General features: G+C 63.7%; 10 protein-coding genes and 1 pseudogene. 5 read left to right on the plus strand and 6 right to left on the minus strand.

What is annotated here, in order from left to right:
• A pseudogene (gene prfB, locus V7E26_RS06500) lies at nt 1-174 on the plus strand (peptide chain release factor 2); the annotation flags it as partial.
• A gap of 3 nt (nt 175-177) precedes the next feature.
• Entirely contained in the window at nt 178-1,053 is an 876-nt protein-coding gene (locus V7E26_RS06505) for an NAD(P)-dependent oxidoreductase (protein WP_324414615.1), read from the plus strand.
• 36 nt (nt 1,054-1,089) lie between these two features.
• Here V7E26_RS06505 and V7E26_RS06510 read toward each other — a convergent pair whose 3' ends face one another.
• On the minus strand, nt 1,090-1,938 hold the full coding sequence (locus V7E26_RS06510; RefSeq protein ID WP_324414616.1) for a GIY-YIG nuclease family protein: 849 nt from the start codon (nt 1,936-1,938) through the stop codon (nt 1,090-1,092).
• 161 nt (nt 1,939-2,099) lie between these two features.
• Between V7E26_RS06510 and V7E26_RS06515 the strand changes: the two genes are divergently transcribed.
• A complete protein-coding gene (locus V7E26_RS06515) occupies nt 2,100-3,005 on the plus strand; it encodes a DMT family transporter (RefSeq protein ID WP_324414617.1) in 906 nt (301 codons plus the stop codon).
• Between the two features lies 1 nt (nt 3,006).
• On the opposite strand, the gene V7E26_RS06520 is transcribed toward V7E26_RS06515, so the two are convergent.
• The gene (locus tag V7E26_RS06520) at nt 3,007-5,067 is read right to left on the minus strand and encodes a carbamoyltransferase C-terminal domain-containing protein (protein ID WP_324414618.1); all 2,061 of its coding nucleotides are present in this window, start codon (nt 5,065-5,067) and stop codon (nt 3,007-3,009) included.
• Between the two features lie 311 nt (nt 5,068-5,378).
• Here V7E26_RS06520 and V7E26_RS06525 point away from each other — a divergent pair, with 311 nt between their 5' ends.
• A complete protein-coding gene (locus V7E26_RS06525) occupies nt 5,379-6,602 on the plus strand; it encodes an ABC transporter substrate-binding protein (protein WP_324414619.1) in 1,224 nt (407 codons plus the stop codon).
• A 48-nt stretch (nt 6,603-6,650) separates the two neighbouring features.
• Here the strand turns inward: V7E26_RS06525 and V7E26_RS06530 are convergent, their stop codons facing one another.
• The 3 genes from V7E26_RS06530 to V7E26_RS06540 form a co-directional block, all read right to left on the minus strand.
• Nucleotides 6,651-7,112, minus strand: a complete 462-nt coding sequence (locus V7E26_RS06530; protein ID WP_324414620.1) for an SRPBCC family protein — start codon at nt 7,110-7,112, stop codon at nt 6,651-6,653.
• A 147-nt stretch (nt 7,113-7,259) separates the two neighbouring features.
• Nucleotides 7,260-8,609 carry a M23 family metallopeptidase gene (locus V7E26_RS06535; protein WP_324414621.1) on the minus strand — a complete coding sequence of 450 codons (1,350 nt, stop codon included), beginning with the start codon at nt 8,607-8,609 and terminating at the stop codon, nt 7,260-7,262.
• A gap of 100 nt (nt 8,610-8,709) precedes the next feature.
• Nucleotides 8,710-9,477, minus strand: coding sequence for a peroxiredoxin (locus V7E26_RS06540; RefSeq protein WP_324414694.1), 768 nt, complete (start codon nt 9,475-9,477; stop codon nt 8,710-8,712).
• 216 nt (nt 9,478-9,693) lie between these two features.
• Here V7E26_RS06540 and V7E26_RS06545 point away from each other — a divergent pair, with 216 nt between their 5' ends.
• The gene (locus V7E26_RS06545; protein ID WP_324414622.1) at nt 9,694-13,359 is read left to right on the plus strand and encodes a YhdP family protein; all 3,666 of its coding nucleotides are present in this window, start codon (nt 9,694-9,696) and stop codon (nt 13,357-13,359) included.
• A 24-nt stretch (nt 13,360-13,383) separates the two neighbouring features.
• On the opposite strand, the gene bla is transcribed toward V7E26_RS06545, so the two are convergent.
• Nucleotides 13,384-14,277 carry a class A beta-lactamase gene (gene bla, locus V7E26_RS06550; protein ID WP_324414623.1) on the minus strand — a complete coding sequence of 298 codons (894 nt, stop codon included), beginning with the start codon at nt 14,275-14,277 and terminating at the stop codon, nt 13,384-13,386.
• Nucleotides 14,278-14,329 lie beyond the last annotated feature (52 nt).

Raw genomic sequence — 14,329 nt, forward strand, 5'->3', positions numbered from 1 at the left:
CAGATCCGCTCCTATGTGCTGCAGCCCTACCAGATGGTGAAGGACCTGCGCACCGGCGTGCAGACCTCCGATACGTCTGGTGTGCTCGACGGCGATCTCGACGAGTTCATGGCGGCGACGCTGGCGCAGCGCGCCTTCGGCACCGGGCCCGGCAGCGTCGAGGATGTGGACTAGGCCATGGCGAAGGTCGGCTTCATCGGACTAGGTCGCATGGGCCATGGCATGGCCGGCCGCTATCTCGATGCCGGCTTTGACGTCGCGGTGTGGAATCGCAGCACGGCAAAGGCCGACGACCTGATCGCGCGCGGCGTGCGCTGGGCTGCATCTCCAGCGGAGGCCGCCGATGGCGCCGACGCCGTGGTGACCATGGTCGCCGACGATGAGGCGTCGCGCGCCGTCTGGCTCGGACAGAATGGCGCGGCTCAGAAAATGAAGGCGGGCAGTTTCGCGATCGAGTGCTCGACGGTATCGCACCAGCACGCGCTCGACATGGCCCGCGAACTGCGCCAACGCGGACTGATCTACATCGATTGTCCCGTCACCGGGCTGCCGCAAGCGGCGGCAACCGGCAAGCTGACCCTGCTCGTCGGCGCCGAGCCCGCCGATCTCGATTCCGCAAGGCCATATCTCGCGCCGATCGGCGACGTCATCAGGCATTTTGGCGCGGTCGGCAGCGGCACGGTCTACAAGCTGATCAACAATCTGATGGGCGCCGTGCAGATCGCGAGCCTCGCCGAAGGTATCGCGATGGCCGAGCAGGCCGGGCTCGACATGAACCTGGTCGCCGAAGCGATGGCGACCGGCGCGGTGGCGTCGCCGCAGGTGATCCGCCACTCAAAGCGCATGGTCGCGCGCGATTTCTCCGGCGCGTCGTTCACGTCGGCGCTTCGCCACAAGGATGCGGCCTACGCGGTGAAATTGGCCGAGAGCCTGCTGGCCAACCCGCCGCTCGTCGGACGCGCCGCGGTCGACGCCTATGCACGGGCGAAGGCGGAGATGCCCGATGACGACGAAGGCAGAATGATCGAGATCGTCTCCCGGCCGAAGAATTAGACTGCACGAGTTGTTACTTGCTTGGCTCTCGATTAATCAAGCGCCTCGGAATACGCTCTCCCTGGCGCGCTTGTATTCGATAAGCTCCGAGATGGCATCGTAGGAGTGGAAGCGAGCGTAGACACTCTTCGCCTTTCGTTCTCGCAGATCAGCCAGCGACTCTGCCCAATATGCGATCAGGGCGCGCCGAACGCCGGGACGATTGAAGACGAGTTCTGCATTTGCAAAATCTTGGCGAAAACTGACGAGTACGGCTCGATCAGCGGAAATGTAAGTGGCGTCTTGAACCTCGCCATCACGCTTGCCAATCCAGATGACGGTTTCCGGGTAATCGAGAATCAGGCGATCCAGAACCAAATAGTGTTCAACCTTGCCGTCGATTGGCTTGAAGGTGCTGAACGCGACTTCATGAGGTCCGATATTTAGAGTAAACCACCGGCCGCCGTTGGTTTTGGGCAACAGGCTGAGCGTCCAAGCTCCTTGAATATCGAGGCACCCGTACAGGCCCGAAAGCTGGAAAAGTTTGTATAGGTAAAGTCCGACGCTTTCGTTTTTAAATATCGTCGCTGTTTTTTCGTGACCTACACGTAGCGCTACGTCCGTCAGTCGCAGCCTTGCCCTTGCTTCGTGAGGTGGCACGGCGAACAATTCGCGAGTGCCGGAGATGTCGCGGACATTTCGGTCCTGAAAATGGCGGTGCATACCGCTCTCCACCACACGCCAGTCCGTTACATGCAAGAAATCCGACAATTCCCACGGGCCATGCTCGGCGTAAGATTCTACTCGGTTGATGCCCTGCATGCGCTCGCCTATCGGGCGCTCGGTGCCTCCGATCTTGATGTGACTGCTGTTCGGTGAAACTAGAATGTAAACGAAGCCCTGCATTTAAGCATGTTAGGGAAGGATTTTATCCAATACAACTGATCTGCGAAGCGTCTGGCTACGAAGTTGCCAGCGAACGGGTGGGTCCGCATTGATATCCGGAATTCGGGTGGCCCGGCGCCGTATGGCGGAATAAATCTGCGGCCCCGCAGATAAGAACCGCAATGAGTGCCAGCGACACTTCGATCGATGCCCGCGACTGGTCGCTGCTCGGCCTGCTTTCGGTCCTGTGGGGCGGCTCGTTCTTTTTCAACAGCGTGGTGCTGAAGGAGCTGCCGCCGTTCACGCTGGTGTTCCTGCGCGTGACGCTCGCCGCGATCATGCTGCTGCCGCTGCTGTCACTGTATCGCATCCGTTTCCCCGCCGGCCTGCCCGGCTGGAAGCCCTTTGTCGCGATCGGATTTCTGAACAACGTGCTGCCGTTCTCGCTGATCGTGATGGGGCAGACCTATATCCCGGGCGGACTGGCCTCGATCCTTAATGCCACCACGCCGCTGTTCACGGTGGTCGTGATGGCGGTGGCGGGCGAGGAAAAGCTGCACGCGCGGCGGATCGCAGGCGTGGTCGTCGGCCTGATCGGCGTGATCATTCTCCACGGCGATGGTCTTGGATTGGAGAGCGGGCAGGGCATCGGCATCCTGCTCTGCCTGGCGGCCGCCTTCTCCTACGGATTGTCGGCGCTGGTGGCGCGGCGGCTGCTGTCGAATGCCCCGCCGCTCGGCACCGCGACATTCCAGATGCTGGCCTCGGCCGCGATGATGACTGTTGTTGCCGGGCTGGTCGAGCGTCCCTGGCAATTGCCGATGCCGGGCGCTGAAACGTGGCTTGCGGCGATCGGCCTCGCCGCTTTGTCGACGGCGCTGGCCTATATCGTGTTCTTTCAGATCCTGCGCCGATCCGGCGCGACCAACGTCATGCTGGTGACGCTATTGATCCCGATCACGGCGATCCTTTTGGGTTTCCTTGTACTCGGCGAGACGATTTCGCTGCGCGAGATCGCCGGCGCGCTGGTGATCGGCAGCGCGCTGCTCGTGATCGACGGAAGGGTGCTGAAGTTGTTTCAGCGCTGAGTTAGCTGCGTCTGGATTTCCATTCGATAAGCCAGCCGGTGAATCTGCCGCTGTCGCGCTCGCCGCCGTGCCGGGCCGCGGTCACCGTGCCGTCGTCGGCCACCAGCACCACGACATCCAGCCCCTTGGAACGGCGCAGCGTGTCGATTGCCTGCTGAGGCGTCTGCGCGATGGGACCCGCGACGTTGAAGGAGGTGTTGACCGACAGCTCGACGCCGATATGGCGGCCGAGCGCCTTGAGATAGGCGTAGGTGAGGGGATCGTCCTCCGCGCGCACGATCTGGATGCGGCCGGTGCCGTCGGCATGAATGACGGCCGGAATTTTTCCGCGGGCATGCGGCTTCGAATGCGCCGTCAGCACCATGTAGTTATAGGCATTGTAGTCGCCGTCAGCAGCGCCGGGCAGCAGCTCGAAATATTGCCGTGCCGCCTCCAGCGTCGCCATTGGCGCCAGCGGACGGATAGCCTCGCGGTATTTGACGCGCGCGTTGAGCAGTTCGCGCGCCGCGGGATCGCACGGGTTGGCAAGGATCGAGCGGTGGCCGAGCGCGCGGGGGCCGGTTTCCGCCGCGCCCTGATACAGTGCGACCACGCCACCCTGCGCCACCATGAATGCCATCAGGTCAGCGACCGCCTCGCGGCCTTCGGGCGTCGAGATATCGCCGATCCGTTGCGCGGCGATATCGTCGGCGACGACAGCGCTGGCGATGTCGTCGTGCGATGGCGGAGTGCCGCAATAGAAGGCGTTCGTCATCGGTGCGCCGCGCGGGGCGCCGGCCAGGTGCGCGAACAGCCAGGCGGCGCCGATGGTGACGCCGGGATCGCCGGGCACCGGCGGCACCCAGAGCTGCAGCCGCGCGTTGCGCTGCTGAGCACCGGCGAACCAGGCCTCATCGAAATGTTCGAGCAGCCGCATGTTCCCGACCGCATTCAATGCAACGCCGCCGGTCAGCACCAGCCGGTTCGCGCCGGATACGCGCAGCAGATGGTCGGCGACATGGATCATGGCGTCCTCGAACACCAGTTGCGTCGCAGCCGCCTTGTCGAGCCGGTCTTTTGTGTCTGGCCGGTGGTGGATGTCCTCGACACGCAGCATCGCGTCCGGGTTCCAGAGCTGATCCGGCCGTAGCGGCTCGCCGAGGATGTCGATCAGCGCCTGCTGGTAGGGATGATCGAAGGGATCGCAGTACCAGTTGGCCATGGCACGATTGAGCCTGACCTCGCCGTTCGCGCCGAAATCCAGCACCTCGCGCAACCGCGCATAATAGGGATTGCTCGCGCGGTCCATGTCGCCCCAGGCGGCCGCGCCCATGTAGCGGCCCTCGCAGGACAGCCAGGTCCAGCCGCCCTGGGTCGAGGAGATCACGCTGTAGAACGCGCCGAGTGAATCGAACATGCTGTCGTTGCAGTAGATCCGGCGCAATACGCCGCGTTCGACGACATAGAGCGAGATCGAGCCCTGATCGCCGGTGCCGTCGAGCACCGCGATCGCCGTCTCGCCGTCATCGGCGAACGGGGAGGCTGCATAGGAGAACCAGGCGTGGTTGTCGTGATGCGGCAGGCAGATCAACGGCACGCGCTCGGCAAGCCCGAGCTGGCGCGCGAGGATCTTTGGCGTCCGCGTCATCTGGTCGAGACGGCGGCCGTCGAAGCCGGCGGCCTCGGTGGTGCGCATCAGCTTGAAGCTCTGCGGAAATTCCTCGAGCACCGAGCGCGCCAGCGTGCCGGCGAGCGTCGGGTAATCCCAGCTCGTGAGCCAGGCGTCGATATCGGAGATGTCACGACCCATGCTCCGCAGCGTGGCCATCGCCGCGTCGATCGATAGTTTTGGATATTCCGTCGTGTGCTTGTTGCCGGAAAACCGCTCTTCCTCGTTGTTGACGATCAGCCGCGGTCCGTGTGCCTGCGTTACCTCGACCAGCGCGAGGCCTGAATTATGCGTGCCGGGCGCGCCGAGGCCCGCGAGATAGACGGTTTCACCGCGGGCGAGCTTGCTACGCACATGCGCGAGCCGCGCATCGGCGAAAGCCGAGCCGAGCTGGTGAAATCCCGCGGCACCCATGGTTTTCGCTGCAAGCCAGCGCGCCGCGCGGAAGCCTGCGGCTGCGAGCCCGGGATGTCGCGCTCCAATTCGTCTGTTCTGTTCCAACCCTTCGAACCTCTGGGCCAAGCCACCACGCCAAGCCACTACGCAATGCCACTACGCCAGGTCATGGCGCCGAGATGCATCAACCACAATTGGCGCTTACCAACAATGCCGTTTCGTCATGCGGAATAAGCGCACGCTTGCCAGCGCCGAAGCCGCTTGCGAAACTCCGTCACAACAAGCCTTGCACACAAGACTTGATCAAAACAAAAAGACGGGAGAAAACGATGCCGGTTCGCATGCAAAATTTGGCGGCTGTGGCTGCGCTTGCCATTGGCGCGATGGTCGCCACCGCGGCCCACGCGCAGAAGAAATACGATCCCGGCGCCAGCGATACCGAAATCAAGATCGGCAACATCATGCCCTATAGCGGCCCGGCGTCGTCCTATGGCGTGATCGGCAAGACCGAGGAAGCCTTCTTCAAGATGATCAATGCCGAGGGCGGCATCAACGGCCGCAAGATCAATTTCATCAGCTACGACGACGCCTACAGTCCGCCGAAGGCGATCGAGCAGGCGCGCAAGCTGGTGGAGAGCGATGAAGTCCTGTTGATCTTCCAGGCGCTCGGCACGCCGTCCAATTCGGCGATCATGAAATACATGAACGCAAAGAAGGTGCCGCAGCTTTTCGTCGCGTCGGGTGGAACCAAGTTCGGCGATCCCAGGAACTTCCCCTGGACGATGGGTTTTCAGCCCAACTATCAGAGCGAGGGGCGCATCTACGCCAAATACATCAGAGACAGGTTTCCGAACAGCAAGATTGCGGTGCTCTGGCAGAACGACGATGCCGGCAAGGACCAGTTCAAGGGTTTGAAGGACGGGCTCGGCGACAAGCTCAACATGATCATCGCCGACAAGTCCTATGAAGTGAGCGATCCCAGCATCGATTCGCAGATCGTGGCGCTGCACGATTCCGGTGCCGATATCTTCTTCTCCTGGGCCGCGCCCAAGGGATCGGCGCAGGCAATCCGCAAGGTCGGCGAACTGAACTGGAAGCCGAAATTCTTCCTGGCCAACACCGCAACATCGGTGGCGTCAGTGCTGAAGCCGGCCGGGCTGCAATACGCCAAGGACATCATTTCGACGGCCTACCTGAAGGACCCGACCGATCCGACCTGGGATAAGGATCCGGCGATCGTGAACTGGCGGGCGTTCATGGACAAATACTATCCCGACGGCGACAAGACCAACGCCAACAATCTCTACGGCTACGTGCAGGCGGAGGCGATGCTGCAGGTTCTCAGGCAGTGCGGCGACAATCTCACACGCGAGAATGTCATGAAGCAGGCCACCAGCTTGAAGAACTTCCACTCCGACCTGATGCTGCCCGGCATCATGGTGAACACCGCGCCGGACGATTACTTCCCGCTCGAGCAGATGCAGTTGATGAGGTTCAACGGCGAGGCGTGGGAGCTGTTCGGCGAGGTCATCACCGGAGAGGTCGGGCACTAGAATCCAGCAGACGAGGCGCCATGTCGTGGCGCCTCGCTTCTGTCGTGATCATCCGGGAATGTTCGGCTCCACGAGCAGCGCGAGCTGGGCGAGCGACTGCTGCCAGCCGAGATAGCAGGATTCGACTGGAATCACCGTCGGCAGGTTCTTCTGCTCGATCTGGATTTCAGTTCCGCACGATACTGCTTTCAGGTTCACGATGACCTGGATCGTCCCGGGCAGATTCGGATCGTCAAACTTGTCAGTGTAGCGGATGCGTTCGTTGGGTACGATCTCCAGATATTCGCCGCCGAACGAATGGCCCGTATTCGTGGTGAAGTTCGTGAACGACATCCTGAATGTGCCGCCGACCTTTGCCTCGAACTGGTGGACCTTGCAGGTGAAACCGTAGGGCGGCAGCCACTTGGCCAGGGCGTCCGCATCGAGGAAGGCGCGAAAAACCTTCTCCGGCTTGGTGGCGAGGACACGATGGAGGCGAACGGTATTGCCGTGCGAATTACCTTGGGACATGACGTTACTTCTCCGTGGCTGAGCGGAGGATATAGCAGGACGTGGTCGGACCGGCTCAGCCTATGTCACGAGGACGTCTGGCCTCCGTGTGAGCCGACACGGGAGCTTCAAAAAATTTCCGGTTCCATTCCGGGGATTGTGCGCGATTTAGCCCGCGCTCAGCCTCACGCCGGCGCGCAGGAACTTCTGCGGGTCGACGGCGTCGCCGTCGATGCGCGTTTCATAGTGCAGGTGCGGACCCGTCGAGCGGCCGGTCGAGCCGACGGCGCCGATCACCTGGCCGATCTTGACGAGGTCGCCGATCCTGACGTGTATCTCGGAGAGGTGGCCGTAGCGTGTCGATAGGCCGTTGCCGTGATCGACCTCCACCATGCGGCCGTATCCGCCCTGCCATCCGGATGCGACCACCTTGCCGTTGGCGGTGACGCGCACGGGATCGCCGGTCGCGGCGCGGAAATCGAGACCGGTGTGCATGGCCGGGCGGCCGAGGAACGGATCACTGCGGACACCGAAGCCCGAGGTGAATTCGACGTCGCCGATCACCGGCTTGCGGTAGGGCACCAGCGCCAGCGTCGCATTGAGACGGTGCATCTGGGTGCGCGCGATATTGATTCGGTTGAGCTGGCGCTCGAACGCGCCGGCATCGGCCGACAGCTTCACCGGCACGAACGGGCCGCCGATCGCCGATCGCGGCGTCGCCGCCTCGAGTTGCGCCATGTCGAGACCGAGATCGGTGAACACGCCGCGCATCCGGCGGACCCGCGATTCCATGCCGTCTTCGACCGCGCTCAGCGCGGCCATCTGGCGCCGCTCGACGGAATCAAGCGAGGTCTGCAGGCGTACCAGCACATTGTCGACGCCGTGAACCTTGGCGAACTGGTTGGCATGCGACTTGACGATGACGGGCGTGCGCGATTCCAGCCGCGCTTCGCGATCCGGCGGCGCCACGAAGATAACGGTGTCGCTGATCGGCGAGGGCTTCAGCGTGCCGGAAGCGGGCTCCGCCGCCGCGCCGCGCGCCGCGGGACGTATCGAGCCGGTGGCGGCGGCATCCGGCATCGCGCCGAGCGCGGTGGCGCGCGATTCCAGCGTGGTCTGGCGGCGCATGATCTGGTCGAGTTTCTGGTCGAACTGTTCCTGATCGAGCAACTGGCGGCTGGTGGTGCGGTCGACCTTGGCGCGCAGTTCGGCGATGCGGTCCTCATAGGCATATTGCATCTCGGCCTGGCGGGCGATCAGCCGGGTCAGGACGTCATCGCGAAATGCGAAGTAGGTGGCGGTCGCCGCCGACCACATCCCGAGCAGCACGATCGTGCCGACGACGATCCAGAATACGACCGGGCCGAGCCGGACCTGCTTGCCGGCGTGGGCAATCGTGTAGCCGTCCGCGTCCAGCGTGGCGGCGCGGGCCGCGTGGGGGACAGGACGTTGCGGCGGAGTCCGGCCGTAATTTTGAGGATGGTGGTGATCGGAATAATGACCGGAACGGTACGACATCGGCACTCCCGCGCCGGTCGGAGAACAGTTCCGTACGGCTGCTTTTACGGAGCCGATTTGACCTTCTCATGGTTAATTTTTGGGAAATGCAGCCGGCCCATCACATGGCGTGGACCGCAGCGAGCACTTCATCCGCGTGTCCATCGACGCGTACGTTGCGCCAGATCCTGGCGATCCGTCCATCGGCGCCGATCAGAACCGTCGTCCGAATGATTCCCATGAATGTCCGGCCATACATCGATTTTTCGCCCCAGGCGCCGTAGGCCTCCAGCATCTCGTGCTGCTCATCCGAGATCAGAGGGATCACGAGCTTATGCTTTTCGCGGAACGCGTCCTGGGCTTTGACGGAGTCTGCCGAGATGCCGAGCACCGCGGATCCCTCCTTGGCGAAGGCGTCCTTCAGCCGGGTGAAATCGATCGCCTCCCGGGTGCAGCCGGGGGTATCGGCCCTCGGGTAGAAGAACAGCACCAGCTTCTTGCCGGCGTGGTCGGCCAGCGACACGCTGCCGCCGCCATCGCGCGGGAGGCTGAAGGCGGGGGCCAGGGCGCCCTCCGCCAGCCCGGTTCCGCCGGTCCCGGCCGGGGCCGAAAGATTGGATTTTATTAACTGTTTCGATGTCGGCTTGTGCGACGCTTTGGCTGAGGCGGTTTTGGCTGCTTCGACCGGTTTTTTCGCCGGTTTCCGGGCGGCTTGCTTTGCGACCCTGGCGGCGGGGTTGGCCGCCCTGGCGGCAGGCTTCCTGGCCGGTGTCGCCGCGCCAGGGCGCGTAGTTTTACGGGCAGCCTTCGCCGTGGCTGGTTCTCGGGCGGGCGACTTGCGGCTTTTGGGGGATGGCTTGGAGGATTTCTTGCGCGTTTTCTTGGACATACGCCTTCCTTTCGTCGCTTTCCGCAGATCAACCATTAAGCTATTGCGGGTCTCGCCCCTGACCGTCGGATTCGCTCCGGCTGCTGGGCAAGTTTGATGACCCCGGAGTATGGTTACAAGGAATTCGACGCTACACCCATCCGCTCGTCGATGGGGCCGACCAATCAATCCTTGGGCCCGACCGCGAGTAACAGTATTAATCGAGGATTGGCAGCGATGCCGGCACAGGAGCGCTCGATACGAGTCGATGAGCGCGCCGGTGGCGGAGATCAATCTCAGCGCCCGCACCGAGAGGCAATGGCCAGGAATACTTCGCCAAACGGGTCGAATCCGCGTGCCGAGGCCCAGCAATGGGATGACGCGGCTGGCTGGGAGCAGGACGAAGCGGCCGGTCATCGCGCGCGGCGGCTGCTGTCGCGTTCCGATTCCGGATTCCATCGTGTCGGCGACAGGGTCTCGTCGCTGCAGCGCTGGATGAGCGGCGAGCGCTGGGTCAAGCGGCTGGCTGTCGTGATCGCTGTGCTGGCGGTAATTTTCGCCGGCTGCTTCGGCGGGCTGTGGTGGCGGCTCGGCGCCGGTCCCATCAATCTCGATGTGGCGACGCCCTGGCTGGCGGCCGCGATCGAGGAAAACATCGGGCACGGCAATACCGTTGCAGTCGGTGGCACGCAGATCGAGCGCGCCGGACGGATTCGAATCGCGGTGCGCATCCGCGACATCGTGGTGCGCGACCGCGACCAGGTCATCGTCGCGACGGCGCCGAAGGCCGAAGTGAAGCTGTCGGGCATGGCGCTGTTGATGGGCCGGCTGCGCGCCGAAAGCCTCAATCTTGTCGATGCCGAACTCGCGGTGCGAATTACGCCTGATGGTCAGGTGACGGTATCGGCGGGCGAAACCGCAAAACCGCTGGCGACCGGCGTTGCCTCCAAGCGCGACGCCGGCATGGCGCCGACATTCCCCCGTCAGGCGCCGGCGCAGGCTCCCGGCGCGGCGGCAACGACATCGGACACCGCGCAGAACGGGTTGCTGGCCGGCCTCGACTGGCTCGACAGCCTCAGCCTGACCGGGCTCGACGGGCAAAACCTGAACGAGATCGGTCTCAAGAACGGCAACCTTGTCGTCGACGACCAGCAGCGCGGCAACAAATGGACGTTCGAGAATATCAGCCTCAGCATGCGCCGGCCGAGCGGCGGCGGTGTCGCGGTAAGCCTCGGTGAGGAAGGCGCGCGGCCATGGTCGCTCAAGGTCGTGGTCGGATCGCCGCAGAACGGCGTGCGTTCGGTCGATCTTCGCGCCGACAAGGTGCCGGCTGCCAACATCCTGCTGGCGATGCGGGTCAAGGATCTCACCTACAGCGCGGATCTGCCGCTTTCCGGCGAGTTGAAGGGTGAACTGGGCCGCGACGGCGTGCCGACCTTCTTCCGCGGCAAGGTGACGGCGGGCGCCGGGTATCTCATCGACAGCGATACGCCCGACTATCCGATGCCGATCGATTCGGCGGAAATGAGCGTGGAGTGGGATTCCGGACGGCGCGTGCTGGTCGCGCCGCTCAAGGTCGTCTCCGGCGCGAACCGGATTACGCTGCTTGGCCATCTCGAGCCGCCGAACGGCGCCACCACCGAATGGCAGGCCGGTCTCAGCGGCGGCACGATCCTGCTGGCCGGCAACGACAATGAGCAGCCGCTGATCTTCAACCGCATCGCCATCGGGATGAAGTTCGACACCGATCGCAAGCGCGTGCTGCTCACGCAGGCCGACATCAGCAACGGCGAGATCGGCATCGCCGGCACCGGCAGCATCGACTATTCGGGCGAGGCGCGCCTCCAACTCGGCTTCGCGGGCACGCCGATGTCGGCGTCCGCCCTGAAGCGGATGTGGCCGACCCTGATCGTGCCCGAGGTGCGCGAGTGGGTGATCGAGCGGATCGAGCGCGGCACGCTCCAGCGCATCGAAGTCGGCGTCAACTCGCCGGTGCGCAACCTGTCGCGCAAGGGTCCGCCGATTCCGGATGATGGTCTGGCCGTCAACATCGTCGCCTCGGGCGTTGCCGTGCGTCCGGTCGACGACATGCCGGTGGTTCGCGACGCGGATTTGAAGGCGCGGGTTACCGGGCGAACCGCCACGGTGACGATCGGGCAGGGAGTTGCCGACACCAAGGCCGGACGCAAGATCAACATTTCCGATTTCATCTTCGAGGTGCCGGACATGGCGCCGAAGCCGTCGCCGTCGCGGGTGAAGTTCCGGGTGGATTGTCCGGTACCGGCCGCGGCGGAGATTCTGGCGTCCGACCGCATCAGCGATCTCTCCGGCACGCTGATCGATCCGAACTCGAGCAAGGGCAATGTCGGCGCCACCATCACGCTCGGCATGCCGGTCAAGGGCTCGATGACCAAGGCCGACACCACCTACACGGTGATCGGCGACCTCAGCGGCTTCGCCGCCGACAAGCTGGTGATGAACCAGAAGCTCGAGGCCAACGCGCTGAAGGTGCTCGCCAACAACGCCGGCTACCAGGTCAAGGGCGACGTCAAGATCAACGGCCAGGCGGCTTCGCTGGACTACCGCAAGCCAAGCGAGGGTGACGCCGATATCCGCCTGCAGGCGACGCTCGACGACGCCAGCCGCGCGCGCCTCGGCATCGATCTGGGACCGGCCGTCAGCGGCTCGATCCCGATCAAGGTGGTCGGCAAGATCGGCGAGAATGACAGCCGCGTCGGCATCGAAGCCGACCTGACCTCGCTGCGGCTCGACAACATCCTGCCGGGCTGGGTCAAGGTGCCGGGCAAGTCGGGCAAGGCGACGTTCAATGTCGTGAAGAAGGAGCAGTCGACGCTGTTTCAGGACATCGTGGTCGAAGGCGGCGGCGTCTCGATCAAGGGATCGCTCGAGGTCGACCAGAACGGCGACCTGATGAGTGCGAACTTCCCGACCTATGCGCCGTCGGACGGCGACAAGACCAATCTGAAGGCCGAGCGCGGCGCCGACGGCGTCGTCAAGGTCACGATGCGCGGCGACGTGTTCGACGGCCGCGGCTTCCTGAAATCCGCGATCACGGGGAGAGATGACCCCAGGAACAAGTCGAAAAACCTCGACCTCGACATCGACATCAAACTCGGTGCGGTCGCAGGCTTCAACGGCGAGGCGCTGCGCAGCGTCGACAGCAAGTTCTCGCGCCGCAACGGCGTCGTGAAGGCCTTTACCCTGTCCGGCAAGGTTGGACGCGATACGGCCCTTTCCGCGGATTTGCGCGGCCGGGGACAGGGGCGCGGGCGCGACGTCATCGTGCTGCAAACCGAGGACGCCGGCGCTTTTTTCCGCTTCACCGACATGTATTCCAAGGTATCAGGCGGACAACTCGAACTCGCTTTGGAGCCACCCACGGTCGAACCCAGTGCCAAGGAAGGCCTGATCAACGTCCGCAATTTCTCAATCAGGGGGGAGTCGTCGCTCGACCGTGTGGCCGCCGGTAATTCCACCGGCACGCTAAGCGGTGTTTCCTTTACCGCGTTGCGAGCCGAGTTCACCCGGCAGAACGGACAGCTTGCGATCCGCGATGGCGTGGTGAAGGGACCGATGATCGGCGCCACCATCGAAGGCACCATCGATACTGTCGCCAATCAGGTTCGCATGAGCGGCACGTTCGTTCCGATGTACGGGTTGAACAACATGTTCGGCCAGATTCCCGTGCTCGGCCTGTTCCTTGGCGGCGGCAGCAACGAGGGCCTGATCGGCGTGACCTATGAAGTGGTCGGCACGCCGAGCCAGCCGGTGCTTCGCGTCAATCCGATTTCGGCGATGGCGCCCGGCGTGTTGCGCAAGATCTTCGAGTTCAACACCGGCAAGCAGAACAACAACCAGATCGAATTGCCGCCGAACAATTAGGCGGAAGCCTGTAGCCCGGCGCACCTAGCCCGACAGCATCACCGATACGGCCCGCGCGACCGATGCCAGCGTGGCGTTTTGCTGCGCGGCGGAAACGGTGGCGCCGGTCAGATACGCCGTGATGACGACGGGGGCTGCGTTGGGCGGCCAGACCACGCCGATGTCATTGCTGGTGCCGCGCCCCCCGGTGCCTGTCTTGTCGCCGATACGCCAGCCCTTTGCAAAGCCGGCACGCAGCCGCGTGTCGCCGGTCTTGTTGCCGATCAACCATGCCGTCAATTGCTCGCGCGACGGGGCCGACAGCGCCTTGGTCCCGAGAACGAGGGTTTGCAAGGTCGAAGCCATCGCGTTCGGCGTCGTGGTATCGCGGGGATCGTCGGGCAAAGCCTCGTTCAGCGTGGGCTCGTTACGGTCGAGGCGCGTGAACTGGTCGTCCAGGCTTCGTGCGAAACTCGTCAGTCCCGCCGGCCCGCCGATGGACGCGAGCAGCAGATTGGCGGCGGTGTTATCGCTCAGCGTTACCGCGGCGTCGCAAAGTTCGGCGACGGTCATGCCGTCGCCGACATGCTTCTCGGTTACAGGCGAGTAGGTGACGAGCGCCGAGGCGTCGTAGTCTATCCGCCGCGACAACTGTTCCTTGCCGGCATCCACTTGCGCCAGAACAGCCGCGACCGCGAGCGCCTTGAACGTGCTGCACATCGGAAAGCGCTCATCGCCACGGTAGGCGTGACGGGCGCCGGTTGCGGTCTCGATGACGCAGACACCGAGCCGGCCGCCGCTCTCGCGCTCCAGACGCTTCATCTCATCGATCAACTGCTGATCTGCGATCGATGCGCGCATCGCTCCCGGCCGGATCGTCAGGGCCGTCGCCACCAACGCCGTGCCCAATCCAAATTGGAACTGTCTTCTCGTGATCATTTCGAATCCCTCCGTGCTGCCGGCCGGAAAATGCCGACAGGTCACGGCCTTG

Source organism: Bradyrhizobium sp., assembly GCF_036735945.1.
In the GTDB taxonomy this organism is placed as follows: domain Bacteria; phylum Pseudomonadota; class Alphaproteobacteria; order Rhizobiales; family Xanthobacteraceae; genus Bradyrhizobium.

Coding starts and splice junctions, on each gene's coding strand:
- V7E26_RS06545 (WP_324414622.1), top strand. CDS start 9,694: ATGCCGGCACAGGAGCGCTCGATACGAGTCGATGAGCGCGCCGGTGGC.
- V7E26_RS06535 (WP_324414621.1), bottom strand. CDS start 8,609: ATGTCGTACCGTTCCGGTCATTATTCCGATCACCACCATCCTCAAAAT.
- V7E26_RS06505 (WP_324414615.1), top strand. CDS start 178: ATGGCGAAGGTCGGCTTCATCGGACTAGGTCGCATGGGCCATGGCATG.
- V7E26_RS06520 (WP_324414618.1), bottom strand. CDS start 5,067: ATGGGTGCCGCGGGATTTCACCAGCTCGGCTCGGCTTTCGCCGATGCG.
- bla (WP_324414623.1), bottom strand. CDS start 14,277: ATGATCACGAGAAGACAGTTCCAATTTGGATTGGGCACGGCGTTGGTG.
- V7E26_RS06540 (WP_324414694.1), bottom strand. CDS start 9,477: ATGTCCAAGAAAACGCGCAAGAAATCCTCCAAGCCATCCCCCAAAAGC.
- V7E26_RS06515 (WP_324414617.1), top strand. CDS start 2,100: ATGAGTGCCAGCGACACTTCGATCGATGCCCGCGACTGGTCGCTGCTC.
- V7E26_RS06530 (WP_324414620.1), bottom strand. CDS start 7,112: ATGTCCCAAGGTAATTCGCACGGCAATACCGTTCGCCTCCATCGTGTC.
- V7E26_RS06525 (WP_324414619.1), top strand. CDS start 5,379: ATGCCGGTTCGCATGCAAAATTTGGCGGCTGTGGCTGCGCTTGCCATT.
- V7E26_RS06510 (WP_324414616.1), bottom strand. CDS start 1,938: ATGCAGGGCTTCGTTTACATTCTAGTTTCACCGAACAGCAGTCACATC.